At 74.5% G+C, this 17,614-nt stretch carries 19 protein-coding genes; 8 read left to right on the top strand and 11 right to left on the bottom strand.

The features are described from left to right. Nucleotides 1–435 precede the first annotated feature (435 nt). On the bottom strand, nucleotides 436–882 hold the full coding sequence (locus HNP84_RS06630) for an SAV_6107 family HEPN domain-containing protein (RefSeq protein ID WP_185048512.1): 447 nt from the start codon (nucleotides 880–882) through the stop codon (nucleotides 436–438). A 289-nt stretch (nucleotides 883–1,171) separates the two neighbouring features. Further along, on the bottom strand, nucleotides 1,172–1,969 hold the full coding sequence (locus HNP84_RS06625; RefSeq protein WP_185048511.1) for a L,D-transpeptidase family protein: 798 nt from the start codon (nucleotides 1,967–1,969) through the stop codon (nucleotides 1,172–1,174). A gap of 143 nt (nucleotides 1,970–2,112) precedes the next feature. On the opposite strand from HNP84_RS06625, the gene HNP84_RS06620 reads away from it, so the two are divergent. Both HNP84_RS06620 and HNP84_RS06615 read left to right on the top strand, forming a co-directional pair. After that, a complete protein-coding gene (locus HNP84_RS06620) occupies nucleotides 2,113–2,589 on the top strand; it encodes a YbaK/EbsC family protein (RefSeq protein ID WP_185048510.1) in 477 nt (158 codons plus the stop codon). A gap of 48 nt (nucleotides 2,590–2,637) precedes the next feature. After that, nucleotides 2,638–3,219: a GNAT family N-acetyltransferase gene (locus HNP84_RS06615; protein WP_312924016.1), complete on the top strand. Its 582-nt coding sequence runs from the start codon at nucleotides 2,638–2,640 to the stop codon at nucleotides 3,217–3,219. Here HNP84_RS06615 and metF read toward each other — a convergent pair. After that, on the bottom strand, nucleotides 3,216–4,142 hold the full coding sequence (metF, locus tag HNP84_RS06610) for a methylenetetrahydrofolate reductase [NAD(P)H] (RefSeq protein ID WP_185048509.1): 927 nt from the start codon (nucleotides 4,140–4,142) through the stop codon (nucleotides 3,216–3,218). The genes HNP84_RS06615 and metF overlap by 4 nt on opposite strands. Before the next feature lie 120 nt (nucleotides 4,143–4,262). Between metF and HNP84_RS06605 the strand changes: the two genes are divergently transcribed. Beyond that, a complete protein-coding gene (locus tag HNP84_RS06605) occupies nucleotides 4,263–5,330 on the top strand; it encodes a polyprenyl synthetase family protein (protein ID WP_185048508.1) in 1,068 nt (355 codons plus the stop codon). 15 nt (nucleotides 5,331–5,345) lie between these two features. On the opposite strand, the gene HNP84_RS55870 is transcribed toward HNP84_RS06605, so the two are convergent. Continuing rightward, entirely contained in the window at nucleotides 5,346–6,098 is a 753-nt protein-coding gene (locus tag HNP84_RS55870) for a glycoside hydrolase family 16 protein (protein WP_185048507.1), read from the bottom strand. Between the two features lie 77 nt (nucleotides 6,099–6,175). Here HNP84_RS55870 and HNP84_RS06595 point away from each other — a divergent pair, with 77 nt between their 5' ends. After that, nucleotides 6,176–6,736 (top strand): CGNR zinc finger domain-containing protein, encoded by a 561-nt coding sequence (locus HNP84_RS06595; RefSeq protein WP_185048506.1) that lies wholly within the window; start codon nucleotides 6,176–6,178, stop codon nucleotides 6,734–6,736. A 160-nt stretch (nucleotides 6,737–6,896) separates the two neighbouring features. Here HNP84_RS06595 and thiE read toward each other — a convergent pair whose 3' ends face one another. From thiE to HNP84_RS57045, 4 genes are all read right to left on the bottom strand, one after another. Further along, a complete protein-coding gene (thiE, locus tag HNP84_RS06590) occupies nucleotides 6,897–7,583 on the bottom strand; it encodes a thiamine phosphate synthase (RefSeq protein WP_185048505.1) in 687 nt (228 codons plus the stop codon). Further along, a complete protein-coding gene (locus HNP84_RS06585) occupies nucleotides 7,573–7,947 on the bottom strand; it encodes an Rv2175c family DNA-binding protein (protein WP_185048504.1) in 375 nt (124 codons plus the stop codon). The genes thiE and HNP84_RS06585 overlap by 11 nt, the downstream gene beginning before the upstream one ends. A 51-nt stretch (nucleotides 7,948–7,998) precedes the next feature. Next, nucleotides 7,999–9,177, bottom strand: a complete 1,179-nt coding sequence (locus HNP84_RS06580) for an NAD(P)/FAD-dependent oxidoreductase (protein WP_185048503.1) — start codon at nucleotides 9,175–9,177, stop codon at nucleotides 7,999–8,001. 179 nt (nucleotides 9,178–9,356) lie between these two features. Next, on the bottom strand, nucleotides 9,357–9,638 hold the full coding sequence (locus HNP84_RS57045; RefSeq protein WP_425585952.1) for a hypothetical protein: 282 nt from the start codon (nucleotides 9,636–9,638) through the stop codon (nucleotides 9,357–9,359). A 39-nt stretch (nucleotides 9,639–9,677) separates the two neighbouring features. On the opposite strand from HNP84_RS57045, the gene thiO reads away from it, so the two are divergent. The 4 genes from thiO to pknB all read left to right on the top strand — a co-directional run bounded on the left by thiO (nucleotide 9,678) and on the right by pknB (nucleotide 14,006). Then, the gene (thiO, locus tag HNP84_RS06575) at nucleotides 9,678–10,838 is read left to right on the top strand and encodes a glycine oxidase ThiO (protein WP_185048973.1); all 1,161 of its coding nucleotides are present in this window, start codon (nucleotides 9,678–9,680) and stop codon (nucleotides 10,836–10,838) included. After that, a complete protein-coding gene (gene thiS / locus HNP84_RS06570; protein WP_185048502.1) occupies nucleotides 10,835–11,035 on the top strand; it encodes a sulfur carrier protein ThiS in 201 nt (66 codons plus the stop codon). Before thiO ends, thiS begins: the two co-directional genes overlap by 4 nt. A gap of 5 nt (nucleotides 11,036–11,040) precedes the next feature. Continuing rightward, entirely contained in the window at nucleotides 11,041–11,835 is a 795-nt protein-coding gene (locus HNP84_RS06565; RefSeq protein WP_185048501.1) for a thiazole synthase, read from the top strand. Nucleotides 11,836–11,978: 143 nt separating this feature from the next. Continuing rightward, a complete protein-coding gene (pknB, locus tag HNP84_RS06560; protein WP_185048500.1) occupies nucleotides 11,979–14,006 on the top strand; it encodes a Stk1 family PASTA domain-containing Ser/Thr kinase in 2,028 nt (675 codons plus the stop codon). Between the two features lie 35 nt (nucleotides 14,007–14,041). Here the strand turns inward: pknB and alc are convergent, their stop codons facing one another. Genes alc through HNP84_RS06545 form a run of 3 tightly spaced genes read right to left on the bottom strand, consistent with a single transcriptional unit; the run spans nucleotide 14,042 to nucleotide 17,551 of the window. After that, nucleotides 14,042–15,028: an allantoicase gene (gene alc / locus HNP84_RS06555; RefSeq protein WP_185048499.1), complete on the bottom strand. Its 987-nt coding sequence runs from the start codon at nucleotides 15,026–15,028 to the stop codon at nucleotides 14,042–14,044. After that, nucleotides 15,025–16,320 (bottom strand): allantoinase AllB, encoded by a 1,296-nt coding sequence (allB, locus tag HNP84_RS06550; protein WP_185048498.1) that lies wholly within the window; start codon nucleotides 16,318–16,320, stop codon nucleotides 15,025–15,027. The genes alc and allB overlap by 4 nt, the downstream gene beginning before the upstream one ends. After that, entirely contained in the window at nucleotides 16,310–17,551 is a 1,242-nt protein-coding gene (locus HNP84_RS06545; RefSeq protein ID WP_221335963.1) for a glycerate kinase, read from the bottom strand. Before HNP84_RS06545 ends, allB begins: the two co-directional genes overlap by 11 nt. Nucleotides 17,552–17,614 lie beyond the last annotated feature (63 nt).

The following is a 17,614-nucleotide window of genomic DNA, read 5'->3' as shown; positions in this document are numbered from 1 at the left end:
GATCTCGGTCCTGGGAGCGGGTCCGGTCGTGATCGCCCTGCGGGACGGGATGGGAACGGCCCCGGTGCGATGGGAGTGCCGCCCGCTGCCCGGCAGCATGCACGCAACGGCCGGGTCTGGAGCGCGATGCCCGGGCCTGCACCGTTACAGGCGGACGGGCGGATGGCCGATGACCCTGGCGCCCCGGCGGTCGAGCGCGGTCCAGGGTGAGGGTGGAAACGGCCGGTGAGTGGGACGCGGCACGCTGCGAGACGGGATGGGAACGCCCCGGTGCGATGGGAGTGCCGCCCGCTGCCCCGGCAGCATGCACGCACGGCCGCGTCTGCGGGCCGCAACGTCCGGGCCTGCACCGTACAGACGGGACGGTCCTGGTCGCCTGGGGGCGGGGGTGGGGGGTGGGAACGGGGCCGTTACGGGGCGCGTTCCGGGATTGGGTCAGCCGGCCAGGGGGATGGTCGTCGGGAGTGGGGGTTGGCCGTGGACGTTGAGGAGGGTTTCCACGGTGCCGAGGAAGTTCTCGGCCTCGGTGAGGAGTTCGTCGGCGTCGTGGGCGGTGACGGCGTGGAGCATGCCGGCCTCCACCGCGGCGCGCCGGGTGGCGCTGACCGCGAAGTAGGGGGCCCACTCGGCCAGTCTCGGCTCGGCCTCGGGGAGGAGTTCCCAGGCGCTGCGGAGGCGGCGCCTGCGGCCGTCCATGGGTTGGGGGCGGGCGGCCAGGACGGCCGCGGCGGCGCGGAGGGCCGCCAGGTGGGCTGAGACGTAGCGGGTCGCCGGGGTGCGGGCCGAGGCCGCCTGGGCCAGGCAGTCGCGTGCGTCGGCCAGGCGGGCCCGGGCCGTGGGCGACAATCGTGGCCCGCTCATGTCGTTGAGCCTTGGGGTCATGCTGAAGCCTCCCTCGCTCGTGGCGGCTCCCGGTGTCTTCGCCGGTGAGGGCCACTTTGGCAGACGCCACCGACAAATCCTCCGGGCGGCCGGACGAGGAGCTTCCCCTCTCCCCGCCCGGCCGGGCGGCGCCCACTCGTCTCCGCCGACGACGAGGACGCCGCCCACCGCCCTGGGGAACGGGCCGCGAGTCCCGTTCTCACCATCGAACATAATTTCGACCGTTCCTACTGTCAAGCTTCAGCCGAACACAGGTTCGATCAACGGGTGGAGGGCGGCGGCGCGGGCGTCAGCGGCGGAAGGCGCCCCTGACGTGCACCGGGACACCCTTGCCGAGCATGCCGGGGAGGATCTCCGCGACGTGCATGGGCAGCCGTACGCACCCGTGGGAGGCCGGCGCGAGCGGCACCGACAGCGCCCCGTGCAGCGCGATGCCGCCGTTGAAGAAGATGGGGTTGTAGAGCTGCCCGAGGTAGGAGCGGTGCCAGCCGCTCACCCGCCAGGTGGTCTTGTAGTCGCCGGTGGGGGTCCGCGCGCTGCCGCAGAACCGCTGCTTCTTGCCCTGCCAGACGGCGGTCTCGCAGTAGGGGACGTTGCTGCCGGAGGACGTGTGGCTGATCAGCTTCGCCTCGCCCTTCACGTACAGCACCATGATCTGCCTGGTCAGGTTGATCTCGACCCGGGTCGGCCTCCCCTTGGGCACCAGCACCTTGGGCGCCTTGGGGTCCTCCAGGGCCCGCCAGGTGCGGGCGGCGACCGTGCTGGTGGGCGTGATGCCGTTGACCTTCTGGAAGGCCCACACGGCGGACAGGGTGGCGCCGCCGTACCGGCCGTCGATCCTGCCGGGGGGGTAGCCGAGCTCCTTCAGCCTGGCCTGGAGCTGCTTGACCGCGGCCCCCTTGGCGCCGAGCTTGAGCTTCTTGCCGGGGGCGGTGAAGGGTGCCGGTTCCGCCTGCTGCGCCGTCGCGGCGGTCGCGGGCCGGGCAGGCGCGGCGGCCTGCGCGGGGAGTGCCGCGCCCGGCGCGGACAGGAGGAGCGCGCCCGCCGCCGCGATCGCCGCCGTGCCGAGCCGTCGCTTGATCCCCATAGCATCCCCCATACCTTCATCCACCTCTACTTTCTGCATACACCGAAAAAATGGACGATAGCGCAATGACCACGCATTGTGGAGTTCGGTCACCTATCCGTAATCAATGGCTACCGCCGCGGCATGTTGTCTAGGCTGTCCGCGTGCCCGAGAAACTGCATCCGAACGCCGTGAACGTCGCCAACGCCCTGCGGGAGCTGGGCGCGACCGGCGAGATCGTCGTACTGCCCGACTCCGCGCCCACGGCCGCCACCGCCGCGGCCCAGCTCGGCTGCGAGATCGGGGCCATCGCCAACAGCCTGATCTTCGACGCCGACGGCAAGCCGCTGCTGGTGCTCACCAGCGGCGCCCACCGGGTGGACACCGCGCTCATCGCCCGGACGATCGGCGCGCAGAAGGTCAAGCGGGCCACCCCGGAGTTCGTCAGGCAGGCCACCGGCCAGCCGATCGGCGGCGTGGCCCCGGTGGGGCACCCCGCGCCCGTACGCACGCTGGTGGACACCTGGCTGGGCAAGCACGAGGTGGTGTGGGCGGCGGGCGGCCACCCCCACACGGTGTTCCCGACGAGTTTCGACGAGCTGGTGCGCATCACCGGGGGCACCCCCGTCGAGGTGGAGTGACCGGCACCCCGGGCGTACCGGCCTGGAGTCCCTGCTAGTGTGCGAAAAGTGATCGCACTGCGACGCGTCGGGCCCGACGAGTTCGGCGCGGCCCTGGACCGGGCCATCGAGATCTACACCGCCGCGATGCGCCCGCCCGCCGACCAGCTCGCGGGCCGCAAGGGGATCATGCGCACGCACGCCACCTACCCCGACTTCACCTGCGTCTTCGCCGAGCGTCCCGACGGGGTGCTGGTCGGGTTCGCGTACGGGTTCCACGGGCTGCCGGGCCAGTGGTGGCACGACGTGATCCACCGCTCGATCAGCGAGCGCGGCGGCGAGGGCGCGGCGCGGGGCTGGCTGGGCAACGCGCTGGAGATCGCCGAGGTGCACGTGCACCCCGACTACCAGGGCAAGGGCACCGGCCGGGCGATGATGCACAAGCTGTGCGAGGGCCGCCCCGAGCGCACCGCCGTGCTCTCGACCCACGACCAGCCGACCGCCGCCCGGCACCTGTACCACAGCCTGGGCTTCGTCGATCTGCTGACGCAGTTCGTCTTCCCCGGGGGCTACGAGCGCTACGCGATCGTGGGCGCGCCGCTGCCCCTGGTCCGGCGCGAGCAGGACCAGGGGCGTACGCCGCCCGTCTAGGCGCTGATCGACGCCGTGGCGGGCTGGATGCGCCGGAACACCTCGCGGGTCGCGCTGGACCGGTTGAAGGTGATGAAGTGGATGCCCGGGGCGCCCTCGGCCAGCAGCCTGCCGCACAGCTCGGCCGCGTGCTCGATGCCGAGCCGCCGCACCGCCGCCGGGTCGTCCTTGACCTCCTCGAAGCGGGCCGCGACCTCGGCCGGGAACGGCGCCCCGGAGAGCTGCTCGGACCTGGCGATGGTGGAGTACTGCGTGACCGGCATGATGCCGGGGATGATCGGCGTGTCGCAGCCGGCCGCCGCCACGCGGTCGCGCAGGCGCAGGTAGTCGCCGGCGCGGAAGAACATCTGGGTGATCGCGTAGTCGGCCCCGGCGCGACACTTGCGCACGAAGTACTCGGTGTCGGACTCGATCGACGGCGAACGCGGGTGCTTGTAGGGGAACGCCGCCACGCCCACACAGAAGTCGCCCGACTGCTTGATCAGCCGGACCAGCTCCTCGGCGTACAGCACGCCCTCGGGGTGGCGCACCCACTCGCCCATCGGGTCGCCCGGCGGGTCGCCGCGCACGGCCAGGATGTTGCGCACCCCGGCCCCGGCGAAGCGGCCGATGAGGTGGCGCAGCTCGCGTACGGAGTGGTTGACCGCGGTGAAGTGGGCCACGGGCGTGAGCGTGGTCTCGTGGGCGACGCGCTCGACGACGTCCACGGTGCGGTCGCGGGTCGTGCCGCCCGCGCCGTAGGTGACCGAGACGAACGTCGGCCGCAGCGCCTCCAGCTCCCTGATCGCGCGCCACAACTGCCGCTCGCCCGCGTCGGTCTTCGGCGGGAAGAACTCGAAGGAGAACGACCGGTCCCCGGCCGCGAGCAGCTCGCGGATCGTGGGCACGCGGCCGGGAAGTCTGGACGGGCGACCCAAAGCCATGGCTGCCAGAGTACGGTACCCGTGGGGAAAAGCTAAGCCGATGATCCGCGATGCGAGACGCCGCCCTCCGGGAGGGAGTCCGTGGACCAGGACATACCGGACTCCCGTTAACCTCGGAACATGAACACTTCCGCCACCCTGCTGGACACTCTCCGCGCCGAGGTGGACCAATCGCTGCGGAAGTTCCTGGACCTGCGGCGCCCGCTGCTCGCCGACCCCGACCTGGCGCCGCTGCTCCAGGCCGCGGACGAGTTCCTCGCCGGCGGCAAGCGGCTGCGCCCGGCGTTCTGCTACTGGGGCTGGCGCGCGGCGGGGGGCGGCCCCGACCCGGCCATCGTCACCGCCGCGGCCTCGCTGGAGCTGCTTCAGGCGAGCGCGCTCATCCACGACGACGTGATGGACAAAAGCGACCTGCGCCGCGGCATGCCGGCGGCGCACAAGCGCTTCGAGGCCCTGCACGAGCGCTCGGGCTGGCACGGCTCGGCCCGCCGGTTCGGCGAGGGCGCGGCGATCCTGCTCGGCAACCTGCTGCTGCTGTGGTCGGGCGAGATGTGGCGCACGTCCGGGCTGGCCGAGGAGGCCCTGGACGCCGCGATGCCGCTGCACGACCACATGCGCACGGAGCTGATGTGCGGGCAGTACCTCGACCTGCTGGAGCAGGCCGAGGGCGAGAGCACCTTCGAGGGGGCGCTGCGGGTCGCGCTGTACAAGAGCGGGCGCTACTCGGTGGAGCAGCCGCTGCGGCTGGGGCTGACGCTCGCGGCGCGCGGCGAGCTGCCGTGGATGGAGCGGCTGTGCGTGGAGTACGGCCGGTCGGTGGGCATCGCCTTCCAGCTCCGCGACGACGTGCTGGGCGTGTTCGGCGACCCGGCCGAGACGGGCAAGCCGGCGGGCGACGACCTGCGCGAGGGCAAGCGGACGATGCTGATCGCCCGCGCCCTGGGCTCGGCGACGCCGCGCCAGGCGGAGGACGTGCGCGCGCTGCTCGGCGACCCGGCGCTCGACGAGGCGGGGGTCGCCCGCCTGCGCGCGATCATCGAGGAGACCGGCGCGCTGGCCGCGTGCGAGGAGATGATCAAGCGGTACCTCGACGACGCGCTCGCCTCGCTGGAGCAGGCCCCGATCACCCCCGAGTCGCGCCAGGCCCTGACCGGCCTGGCCATCGCCGCCACGGCCCGCCGCACCTGACCCCGGGCCGGGCGTCTACGGGCGGTAGGTGCGCACGTAGTCGACGACCAGCTCCTTGGGGTACGGGCGCCCGCCGGGCGGCCCGGGGAACTCGTAGATCCCGAGCATGAGCTGCATCGGGTAGCCGGGCGACTGGCCGACGGTCCTGACGTGGCGGCCGTCCACGAAGAACGACACCTCGCGCGGGGTCCACTCGGCGGCGTACACGTGGAAGTCGCGGGCGTCGATCGGCAGGGTCTCCACGGTGAAGTCGTCGGTGATCGACGGGTCGCCGAAGGGGTGCAGGCCCATGCCGACGCGGGTGGCCCCGGGACCGACGTCGCGGCCGAAGATCTCGCACACGCAGATCTCGGCCGACCGCTCGGGCGAGTCCTCGTAGCCGATCAGCCACAGGGCCGCCATGGAGCGCGGGTCGTCGGTGGTCCTGGCCCGCATCTCGGTCCGCCCGTACATGGGGGTGTGCAGCCGGACGTTGCGCTGCGCCTCGCGCACGACCGCGCCCGACCCGCGCCCGTGCTGGCCGACGGTGCTGCCGACCGGCCCGGCGAACACCCCCGTCTGCAGCGACGACACGCGCAGCTCCCCCTCCAGCTCCGGGCACCACGGCGGCTGGTCCTCCTCGATCCGCAACCTCAGCAGGCCGCCGCCGACGCGGTACCGGGCCGCGGCGGCGGCGCGGGTCGTCCACTGCGGCAGGTACGCCGCGACCCACCGCCTGTCGTCGAGGCGGTCGCCGTCGAAGGTGTCCTCGAAGTCCGGCTCGCGCACGCCTCCCCCTTCCTCGCCACGCCGTCATTACCGTAGCACGTTAGCTCATGACGAGAGCCGGGGCATAGGCTGCGGGCATGACCGTGACCTCGCCGCTGGTGCCGTCCCCGGCCGCCGAACTGGTGCTCGGCTTCGTCAACACGCGGGCGCTGCGCGGCGGCCGGGAGCGGCTGGACGACGCCGCGTCGTTCCGGGAGTGGCTGACGGAGGCGGGGCTCGCCGGGGCCGGCGCGCAGGTCACGCCGGACGACCTCGCCTCGGCGCGGGAGCTGCGGGAGGCGCTGATCGGGGTGCTGCTGTCGCACGCGGGCGAGCCGGTGCGCGAGGCCGACGAGGCGTGCCTGCGGCGGTTCGGAAGGCTGCACCCGGTGCTGCCCCTGGTCGGGGCCGGCGGGGCGGCGCTGGAGCCCGCGGAGGACGGCGTGGCGGGCGCGTTCGGGCGGATACTCGGCGCCGCCGCCGAGCTGGCCCTGCTGGGCACCTGGAGCCGGGTGAAGGCGTGCCGCAACCCGCCCTGCCGGCTCGGCTACTACGACCGCTCGCGCAACCTGGCGGCGGCCTACTGCGAGGCCCGTACGTGCGGCGCCCAGGTGGCGGCGCGGGCGTACCGGGCGCGGCGCGCCGGGGCCGCCGGGTGAGCCATCAGCCCCCCAGGGCCGGGGCCGCCGGGTGAGCCGTCAGCCCCCAGAGCCGGGGCAGCCGGGTGAGCCGTCAGCCACCCCGGGCCGGGGCGGCCGGGGGCGAGCCGTCCGCCACCCCTGGCCTGGGTCGCCGGGTGAGCCGCCGGCGATCCCCCGGTCAGCCTGCGGCGGCCAGCCTGGAGGCGAACTCCGCCGCCGCGGCGCGCGGGTCGTCGGCCTCGGTGATCGCACGCACCACGACCACCCGGCGCGCGCCCCACGACAGGACCTCGTCGAGGTTGCGCAGGTCGATGCCGCCGATGGCGAACCACGGGCGTTCGGTGCGCAGCCCCGCGGCGTGCTTGAGCAGGCCGGGGCCGGGCGCGGGGCGCCCGGCCTTGGTCGGGGTGGGCCACACCGGGCCGCAGCAGAAGTAGTCGCTGCCCGGCTCCACCGCCGCCGCGGACGCCTCGTCCGCGGAGTGGGTGGAGCGGCCGATCAGGATGTCCTCGCCCAGGATCTCGCGCGCCACGGGCACGGGCAGGTCGTCCTGGCCGAGGTGAAGGATGTCGGGCCGCGCCACGTACGCGATGTCGGCCCGGTCGTTGACGGCCAGCAGCGCCCCGTGGCGGTCGCAGGCGTCGCGGAAGACCTCCAGCAGTTCCAGCTCCTCGCGCGCCTCCAGGCCCTTCTCGCGGAGCTGGAGGATGTCCACGCCGCCGGCGAGCGCGGCGTCGAGGAACTCGGCCAGGTCGCCGCGCTCCCTGCGGCCGTCGGTGCACAGGTACAGGCGGGCGGAGTTCAGGCGCTCCGCCCGCGTCGTACGGCTGCCGGTGCGGGACGTGTGGCCGGGGTCAGAACGCAAGGGCCTGGGCCCGGCGCTTGACCTCGGTGTGCCGGCCGGCCGCGATGGCCTCGACCGGGGCGCCCGGCAGCGAGGGGTCGGGTGTGAACAGCCAGCGCAGGGATTCGACGTCGTCGTACCCGGCGTCGGCGAGCACGGTCAGGGTGCCCGGAAGGCCCTTGAGCACGTCGTCCTTGCCGAGGAACGCGGCCGGCACCTGGGGTTCGCCGCCGTCGCGGCGCACCCCGATCAGCTTGCGGTCCTTCAGCAGTTGCTTGGCGCGCCCGGCGCTGACGCCGAGGCGCTTGGCCACCTCCGACAGCGGGAGCCACTCGCCCACGAGCTCGTCGGTCTGCCGGTCTATCTGTGCAACAGAAAGCGTCACGAATCCACCACTACCACGACTGACGTCCCACCAAACACCCTTCGGGCCCGATCAGGCCACCGAACAGTCGCGCAACGTTATCGCGGGGTCCATCAGCCGTTCCACATCGAGTCTTTGCCCGCCCTCGACCAGCCGCCTGCCCTGGACCAGGTCGCGCGGCCGGTCCACGGTGAGGATGGCGGCGAGGCGGTCGTCGGCGGTCAGCCAGCAGATCGCCCACTTGGGGTCGGCGGCGGGGTCGCCGCGCAGGACGCGCCTGGCGGCGGCCTGGTGGTGCCCGGCGTACTGGACCATGTGGCCGAACTGCTCGGACCAGAAGTAGGGCACGGGGTCGTACACGGCGTCCTCGCCGAGCAGCGACGCCGCGGCGACGTCGGGGGCGCCGAGCGCGGTGTCCCAGTGCTCGACGCGTAAACGGGTGCGGAAGCGGCGCGACCACCAGGCGGCGCAGTCGCCCACGGCGACCACGCCGGGCAGGGAGGTGCGCAGGTGCTCGTCGGTGACCACGCCGTTGTCGAGCCGGATGCCCGAGCCGTCGAGCCAGCCCACCGCGGGCCGCACGCCCACGCCGGTGACCACGACGTCGGCCTTGAGCGGTGTGCCGTCGGCCAGGGTGATCCCGTCCGGATCGACGGTGGCGACGCGCGTGGACAGCAGCAGCCGCACGCCCGCCCGTTCGTACCAGGGAATCGTGTACGCGCCCGTCTCCGCGCCCAGCGCGACCGCGAGCGGCGCGTCGCCGGCCTCGACGACGGTCACCTCGCAGCCCGCCTTGCGCGCGGCGGTGGCGACCTCCGCGCCGATCCAGCCCGCGCCGACCACCGCGACAGCGGGGCCGCCCGCGAACAGCTCGCGCAGCGCGAGGGCGTCGTCGATGGTGCGGAGCACGTGCTGCGGGCCCTCGCCGCGCAGCCTGATGGGAGTCGCGCCCGTGGCGATGACCAGCCCGTCGTAGGGCAGCTCGCCCTCCGTCGTCTCGACCACGCCGGGCCGCAGTCCCTTGGCGGACACGCCCGGCCGGAATCCCACGTCCATAGCATCGAGGTCGGACTCGACGAACGTCGAGTCGGCCTCACCCGCGAGCACGGCCTTGGAAAGGGGCGGCCGGTCGTACGGCCGGTGCCGCTCCTCGCCGATCAGAGTGATCCTGCCGCCGAACCCGTGGGCCCGGAGGGCTTCGACGCTTCGCACACCGGCGAGACCGGCCCCCACCACCACGACATGATTCACAACTCACGACCCTAAGTCGGCTCCATCGCAGAGCGCCAATGGCGTTTCGATGACAAGAACGCTAATTCATTCGCACAACCGGCAGGAGGCGGCGTGCAAGGTGCGTCTTGTCCCCATCTATGGTGATATGTGGACAAGACGCACGGGAGTCCGGACGTACCGGGCTGAGAGGAGGGCTGTCACGGCCCTCGACCGTATCGGAACCTGATCCGGGTCATGCCGGCGAAGGGAGCGCAGTGGAGCCGGAGATCACCGACCGAGACGACGACCGGCGCGACGATCAGCGCGGCGGCGAACGCGACGACGGACGCGACGAAGAGCGCGACCAAGAACGCGGCGAACTGCCCGGCGAAGAGCGGGGCGAACAGCGCGGCGAGCGGCCCGGCCGAGAACACGGCGAACGGCCCGGCGAGCGGCCCGGCGGACAGCGCGGCGGAGAACGCGGCGAACGGGCCGACCAAGAACGCGGCGGACGGCAGGGCGCGCCACAGGGCGGCCGGATCGGCGGGCGCTTCGACGCGGTCGTGGTGGGCGGCGGCGTGGTGGGTCTGAGCACGGCCTGGCGGCTGGCCGGGCGCGGGCTGAGGGTCGCCGTCGCCGACCCGGCCCCCGGGTCGGGGGCCTCGCACGCGGCGGCGGGCATGCTGGCGCCGGTCAGCGAGGTGAGCTACACCGAGGAGCCGCTGCTGCGGCTCGGCCTGGACTCGCTGGCCCGGTGGCCCGCCTTCGCCGCCGAGCTGAGCGACGAGAGCGGGCTCGGCCTCGATCTGCGCCGGGACGGGACCCTCGACGTCGCCTTCGGCGCCGACGACCTCGCGCTGCTGGGCGAGCTGGGCGCGTTCATGGAGAAGCTGGGGCTGCGGGTGGAGCGGCTGACCGGGCGCGAGTGCCGCCGGATCGAGCCGATGCTCGCCCCCTCCGTACGCGGCGGGCTGCTGGCCCCCGAGGACTCCTGGGTCGATCCGCGCCGCGTCGTACGGGCGCTGCTGGCCGCCCTGGACGGGCGCGGCGTGCCCGTGCTGCGGGAACGGGCGGCCGAGCTGACGGCGGCCGGCGACCGCGCCGCCGGCGTCCGGCTGGCGGACGGGCGGACGCTCGCGGCGGAGCACGTCGTCCTGGCCACCGGCGCCTGGGCCGGGCCCGGCGGCGTGACCCGCGGCGGGCTCGCGGGCGTGCCGCCCGGGGTGCTGCCGCCGGTGCGGCCGGTCAAGGGCCAGATCATGCGCCTGCGCTCCCCCGAGCCGCTGCTCGGCCACTGCGTGCGCGGCACGGTGCACGGCTCGCCGGTCTACCTCGTCCCGCGCGGTGACGGCGAGCTGGTACTCGGGGCCACCCAGGAGGAGCTGGCCTTCGACACCCGGGTCACCGCGGGCGGGCTGTGGGAGCTGCTGCGCGACGCGCGCGAGCTGGTGCCCGGCATCACCGAGCTTGAGGTGGCCGAGACGATCGCCGGCCTGCGGCCCGGCACGCCGGACAACCTGCCCCTGATCGGCCGCACCGCGCTGCCCGGCCTGCTGCTCGCCGCCGGGCACCACCGCGGCGGGGTCCTGCTCGCGCCGCTCACCGCGGAGACCGTCGCCGGGCTGGTCGCCGGCGACGGGCCCGCCCTGCCCTCCTGCTCACCCACGCGTTTCGAGAACGTCGAGGAAACCGCACCATGAACGTGACGATCAACGGGGCGGCGTACGAGCTGCCCGACGGGGCGACGGTGGCGCACGCCGTCCAGGCGCTGACCCAGGCCACCAGCGGCATCGCCGTGGCCGTGAACGACGAGGTCGTGACGCGCGGCGCGTGGTCGTCCACGCCGCTGACCGAGCGCGACCGGGTCGAGGTGCTGACGGCGGTGCAGGGAGGATGAGCGCGATGGGGACGACGGCGACGACGGCGACGCACGAGGGCGGCGCGGACGAGCTGGTGATCGCGGGGCAGAAGTTCTCCTCGCGGCTGATCATGGGCACGGGCGGGGCGCCGTCGCTGGAGGTGCTGGACCAGGCGCTGGCCGCCTCCGGCACCGAGCTGACCACGGTGGCCATGCGGCGGCTGGACCCGTGGCAGCGCGGCTCGGTGCTGGACGTGCTGCGGGCGCGCGGCATCCAGGTGCTGCCCAACACCGCGGGCTGCTTCACCGCGGGCGAGGCGGTGCTCACCGCCAAGCTGGCCAGGGAGGCGCTGGGCACCAACTGGGTGAAGCTGGAGGTGATCTCCGACGAGCGCACCCTGCTGCCCGACCCGATCGAGACCTTCGACGCGGCCGAGCGCCTGGTCGCCGACGGCTTCGTGGTGCTGCCGTACATCGGCGACGATCCGGCGCTGGCGCGCAGGCTGGAGCAGGCCGGGTGCGCGGCGGTGATGCCGCTCGGCGCCCCGATCGGCTCCGGGCTCGGCATCCGCAACCCGCACAACATCGAGCTGATCGTGGAGGCGGCGTCCGTGCCGGTCGTCCTGGACGCCGGCATCGGCACCGCCAGCGATGCCGCGCTGGCGATGGAGCTGGGGTGCGACGCGGTGCTGCTCGCGACCGCGGTGACCCGCGCCCAGCACCCGGAGCTGATGGCCGCCGCCATGCGGGCCGCGGTGGAGGCGGGCCGCCTGGCCCGGCTGGCGGGCCGCATCCCCCGCAGACGCCACGCGCAGGCGTCGTCACCGATGACGCCCTGAGCCCGGTTCCGGACATCCGGAAAGGCCGCGAGGGGTGCCGGGACGCGTCCAGTGGGAAACTTGGGGTTTCCCGGGGAACGGCTCGGCATCGGTTTGGGCTGGCCGCGCCATCCGGAGGCCAGAACGCCCGTAAACTCGGGCAGGTGGACACGACGCTTGCGGACCCCCTCGTCGGGCGCCTTGTCGATGGGCGCTACCGCGTCGAGTCCCGGATCGCACGGGGCGGCATGGCCACGGTCTACGTCGCCCTGGACATCCGGCTCGACCGCACGGTGGCCCTGAAGGTGATGCACCGCTCCCTCGCCGAGGACCCGGCGTTCGTGCGCCGGTTCATCGGCGAGGCCAAGTCCGTGGCGAGCCTCTCCCACCCCAACGTGGTCCAGGTCTTCGACCAGGGCACCGACGCCGACATCGTCTACCTCTCGATGGAGTACGTCCCGGGGCGCACGCTGCGCGACGTGCTGCGCGAGCGGGGCCGGCTGCGTCCGCGCGAGTCCCTGGAGATCATGATCCCGGTCCTCGCCGCGCTGGGGGCGGCCCACCAGCAGGGCATGATCCACCGCGACGTGAAGCCGGAGAACGTGCTGCTCTCCGACGACGGCCGGGTCAAGGTCGTCGACTTCGGGCTGGCGCGCGCGGTCGAGGCGAGCAACCAGACCCGCACCGGCGTCATGATCGGCACGATCGGCTACATGGCGCCCGAGCAGGTCACCAAGGGCGCGGCCGACGTGCGCAGCGACGTCTACGCCGCCGGCGTGATGCTGTACGAGCTGCTGGTCGGCCGCCCGCCGTACGAGGGCGAGAGCCCGATGGCCATCGCCTACAAGCACGTGCACGAGACCGTGCCGCCGCCCTCGTCCCTGGTGCCCGGCACCCCGCCGCAGCTCGACACCCTGGTGGCCGCGGCGACCGCCCGCGAGCCCGAGGCCCGGCCCGCCGACGCCACGGCGATGCTGGTGGCCGCGGTCGAGGCGCACCGCACACTGCCGCAGGACACCACCCCGCCCGTCTCCCCCACCGCCGCCACGTCCCTGTACGACTCGGGCCCGATGGCCGCGGGCGCGCCGGGCTCGCTGCCGCCGCCGGCCGGGTCCCCCGCCTCCGTGCCGCCCCCGCCGGGGCACGCCTCGGCCGCGCCGCCGGTCGCGGGGCCGAGCCACACGCTGATCCAGCCGCGTACCGAGATGATGACCGGGCCCGCCGAGCCGGGCGGGCGCGGGCGGCGCTCCCGCTCCGGCGGCGAGCGGCGCGGCCCGCGGCCGAGCTGGTTCCTGGTCGGCCTGGCCGCGTTCATGGCCGTCGCCGTCGGCCTGACCGGCTGGTACTTCTCCCAGGAACGCGCGATCGCGGTGCCCGAGCTGCTGGGCAAGAACCTGACCGTGGCCAAGACCGAGGCCGAGGGCCGCGGCTTCGTGGTGGTCATCGGCGAGGGCGTCAACGACGACAAGGTCCCCGAGGGCAACGTGCTGCGCACCGATCCGGCCGGGGGCTCGGAGGTCGAGCCGGGCAGCAGGCTCGTCCTGATCCCCTCGCTGGGGCCCAAGCTGGTCACCGTGCCCAACGTGCAGGGCCTGTCCGAGGGCGACGCGAAGGCCCGGCTGGCCGAGGCCGGGCTCGTGCCCGACGACGTGACCCGGATCGCCAACGAGACCGTCCAGCGCGGCCTCGTCCTGCGCAGCAGCCCGCAGGTGGGCGCGAAGGTCAAGGAGGGCAGCAAGGTCGACATCGTGCTCAGCGCCGGCCTGCTCACCCCCGACGTGATGGGCCTCCCCCGCGACCAGGCCGAGCAGTTCCTGCGCGAGCAGGGCTTCAACGTCCAGGTCATCGAGCAGGCCGACGACGCCCAGCCGTGCACGGTGATCGCCCAGGAGCCCAAGGCCAAGTCCGAGATCGACAAGGGCGCCCTCGTCAGCCTGACCGTGTCCCAGTGCCAGCAGGAGTGGCACTGGCCGTGGGAGAACAACGACGAGAACGCCAACGACGACACCACGTTCAACGTCATCCCCAACGTCCTGTACAAGAACGTGCGTGACGCCCAGCAGGAGCTGCGCGCGGCGGGCTTCCGGGTCAAGACCCGCAAGTTCTACGGCCGCGGCAGCGAGCGGGTCCGCGGCCAGCGCCCCATCGGCGGCGAGGCCCCCGTCGGCACCGAGGTCACCATCTGGCACTAGGCGCCAGGGGCACGTGCCCCTCACGGATCGCCGTCCTACGCGGGCGGCGATCCGTGATCCGGGTCGCCGTGCAGGCGCAGGCGGGCCAGGCCGCCGTCGGGGTAGATGTCGAGCCGCACGTGCGTGGCCGGGCGGGGGGCGGGCAGGCGGAAGCGGTGCGGGGTGTCGGGCTGGAGCCGGGTGCGCGGCAGCAGCTCGAACCACGCCGACGGGTCGTCCGGCGCGGAGACGCGGGCGTCCAGGCCCGACAGCGCGGCGGCGGCCGGGGAGTTGTGCACCAGGTTGGTGGTGTCCAGCTCGGCCACCCGCACGGTCCCGGGCACGCCCAGGCGGACGACGAGCCAGTCGTTGCCGCCGTCGCGGCGGCGCGCGGTCTCCCAGCCCTCGGCCTGGTGGCGGGCCAGGCCGGGCGCGATGACGTTGTTGGGCGAGGAGTAGAACTCGTCGGAGCAGGCGGTGACCAGGCCGCCGTTGTGCAGCGCGGCCAGATCGACGGCCATGCCCTCCCACACCGACAGGTCGGGGACCACCTCGCCGTGCACCCGCAGCCGGGCCACACCGCCGTCGGGGTGGATGTTGAGCCGTACGTGGGTGTAGCGGCGCGGGTCCTGTACGCCGAAGGCGTTCTCGGTGTCGCCCGCGATGGGCGAGCGGGGCACGATCTCGGTCCACTCGGCGGCCTGGAGCTCGGCCACCGAGGGGTGTCCGGCGACCGCGCACGCCTCCACCGAGGCGTACGGGGGGTAGTTGCCGGTGAACCAGGCGGTGTCCACCACGACCCCGCGCACGACGCCGGGCATGCCGAGGCGCACGATCGCCCAGTCGTGGCCGGGCTCGCGGCGGCGGCGGGTCTCCCAGCCGTCGTACACCTGGCCCTTGGCGCCGAAGGTGTGCGGGCGGAACTCGGGGCGTCCGGGACGGATCAGGTTCTCGCGCTCGGCGAAGGACTCGTCGTTGGCCGCGACCACCGCGCCGCCGTACGTGCGCAGGGCCAGGTCGGGCAGCCGGGTGAACGCGGTCACAGCAGGGCTCCCAGGGGCTTCTCGCCGGTCACGCGCCGCCCGCGCAGCCAGGTGGCGCGGACGACGCCGGTGAGGGTGCGGCCGTCGTAGGGAGTGATGGGGTTGCGGTGGTGCAGCGCGGTGGCGTCCACGACGAAGTCGGCGCCGGTGTCGAAGGCGACCAGGTCGGCGTCGTTGCCGGGCGCGATGGCGCCCTTGCCGGCGAGCCCGGCCAGCGCCGCGGGGCCCTCGGCCATCCAGCGCACGACGTCGCGCAGGCCGTACCCGCGGCCGGACGCCTCTGTCCAGATCGCGGACAGGCCGAGCTGGAGCGAGGACACCCCGCCCCAGGCTGCGGCGAAGTCGGGCACCTTCAGGTCGGGCGTGGACGGCGAGTGGTCGGAGACGATGCAGCTCAGTACGCCCGCGGCCAGGGCGTCCCAGAGCGCGTCGCGGTTGGCGGCCTCGCGGATGGGCGGGCAGCACTTGTACTCGGGCCCGGCGACCTCCTCGGCGGTCAGCGTCAGGTAGTGCGGGCAGGTCTCGGCGCTGATGGGCACGCCCCGCGCCCGCGCCGCGGCCAGCGGCTCCAGGCAGGCGGCCGAGGAGACGTGCAGGATGTGCGCGCGGGCGCCGGTCTCGCGCACGGCCGCGATGACCTCCTCGACCGCGCGGGCCTCGGCCTCGCCCGGCCGCGAGGCCAGGAACTGCGGGTACGTCGGCCCGGCGGGCTCGGCGAGCAGCCGGGGGTCCTCGGCGTGCACGACCATCAGCCCGCCGAAGGAGGCGATCTCGCGCATCGCCTCGCGCAGGCCCGCGCCGTCGAGCGGCGGGAACTCGTCCACGCCCGACGGCGACAGGAAGCACTTGAAGCCGTACACCCCGGCCTCGTGCAGGCCGCGCAGCCCGGCGGCGTTGCCCGGGATCGCGCCGCCCCAGAAGCCCACGTCCACGTGGACCTGCCCGGCCGCCGCCGCCCGCTTGACCTCCAGCGCGGCGACATCGACGGTCGGCGGCAGCGAGTTCAGCGGCATGTCCACGATCGTGGTCACGCCACCGGCCGCCGCGGCCCTGGTGGCGGTGGCGAAGCCCTCCCAGTGGGTGCGCCCCGGCTCGTTGACGTGCACGTGGGTGTCCACCAGGCCGGGCAGCAGCGCCACGTCGCCGAGGTCGGCCGACTCGGCCGCCTCGGGCGGCGGCGCGTCGTACGGGAGCACGGCGGCGATCCTGCCGTCGCGCACCGCGACCGCGGCGGGCCGCTCGCCGTCGCCGAGCACCGCCCGCCGCGAGCGGACCACCAGGTCATACCGCATGCGCGCCCCGGACCCTCTCGGCCACCAGCCGCTCCAGCAGCGGGCCCGCCTCGGCGATGCACCGGGCGGTGTCGGGCTCGATGTCGGTCAGCGCGTACGCCGCGACGATCCCGGCCGCGCGCAACTCCTCATCGCCCAGCGTGCGCCGCCCGCACACCGCGACCACCGGCACGCCCGCCTTGACCGCGCGCGCCGCCACCCCGGCCGGGGCCTTGCCGCGCAGCGTCTGCTCGTCCAGGGCCCCCTCGCCGGTGATCACCAGCCGGGCGCCCTCCAGGTGCTCGGCGAAGCCCAGCAGCTCCAGCAGGTACTCGATGCCCGGCCGCACCTGCGCGCGCAGGAACGCCAGCGCGGCGAAGCCCACTCCCCCGGCCGCGCCGGCGCCCGGCTCGGCGGCAACGCCCATGCTGCGGACGATCCCGTCGTGCTCGGCCGCGCCGACCAGGCCGTGGGTGTGCGCGGCGACGGCGGCCAGCCGGGCGAGCCCGGCCTCCAGCACCCGTACGTCCTCGGAGGTGGCGCCCTTCTGCGGGCCGTAGACGGCGGCGGCGCCGTGCGGGCCGAGCAGCGGGTTGTCCACGTCGCTGGCCACCACGAACTCCACCCCGGCCAGCTCGGGCAGCAGCCCGGCGGTGTCGATCGCGGCCAGCGAGGTGAGCGCGCCGCCGCCGGGCGGCAGCTCGGCCCCCTCGGCGTCCAGGAAGCGCACGCCGAGGGCGGCCATCATGCCGGTGCCGCCGTCGGTGCACGCGCTGCCGCCCAGGCCCAGCACGACCCGGCGGGCGCCGCGGCGCACGGCGGCGGCGATCAGGTCGCCGGTGCCGCGCGAGGTCGCGGTCAGCGGGGCGAGCCGCACGCCCTCGTGCGCGCCCGGGACCGCCGCCTGACCCGGGCCGGCCTCGGCGGGCGGCAGGCGGCGCAGCCCGGACGCCTCGGCCAGCTCCACCACGGCGGTCGGCGGGGCCTCGCCGTCGCCCGGGTGCCAGGCGTACGCGGCGGTGATCCGCTCTCCGGTCGGGCCGGTGACCTCGGCCTCGATCCGCGAGTAGCCGAAGGCCACGACCGCGTCCACGGTGCCGTCGCCGCCGTCGGCGACCGGCAGGCACACGGACCGCACCTCGGGGCCGAGCCCGGCGGCCACCCTGCGGGCCACCTGCGTGGCGCTCAGCGACCCTTTGAACTTGTCGGGGGCGATAACCACATGTCCGTTGCGCCCGGACGTCTCAGCCAAACCTGCTCCCTGGTGGACAATGGTGGGGCACGCCGTCCTGCCCGGTGCGAGCGGGCAGGACGG

Source organism: Thermocatellispora tengchongensis, from assembly GCF_014202315.1.
GTDB classification, from domain to species: Bacteria; Actinomycetota; Actinomycetes; order Streptosporangiales; family Streptosporangiaceae; genus Thermocatellispora; species Thermocatellispora tengchongensis.
This window is presented reverse-complemented; position numbering and strand designations above follow the sequence as displayed.

Bases quoted from the DNA above. Each gene is read 5' to 3' on its own strand.
- HNP84_RS06630 (WP_185048512.1), bottom strand. From the start codon at position 882: ATGACCCCAAGGCTCAACGACATGAGCGGGCCACGATTGTCGCCCACG.
- HNP84_RS06625 (WP_185048511.1), bottom strand. From the start codon at position 1,969: ATGGGGATCAAGCGACGGCTCGGCACGGCGGCGATCGCGGCGGCGGGC.
- metF (WP_185048509.1), bottom strand. From the start codon at position 4,142: ATGGCTTTGGGTCGCCCGTCCAGACTTCCCGGCCGCGTGCCCACGATC.
- HNP84_RS06605 (WP_185048508.1), top strand. From the start codon at position 4,263: ATGAACACTTCCGCCACCCTGCTGGACACTCTCCGCGCCGAGGTGGAC.
- HNP84_RS06595 (WP_185048506.1), top strand. From the start codon at position 6,176: ATGACCGTGACCTCGCCGCTGGTGCCGTCCCCGGCCGCCGAACTGGTG.
- thiS (WP_185048502.1), top strand. From the start codon at position 10,835: ATGAACGTGACGATCAACGGGGCGGCGTACGAGCTGCCCGACGGGGCG.
- HNP84_RS06565 (WP_185048501.1), top strand. From the start codon at position 11,041: ATGGGGACGACGGCGACGACGGCGACGCACGAGGGCGGCGCGGACGAG.
- allB (WP_185048498.1), bottom strand. From the start codon at position 16,320: ATGCGGTATGACCTGGTGGTCCGCTCGCGGCGGGCGGTGCTCGGCGAC.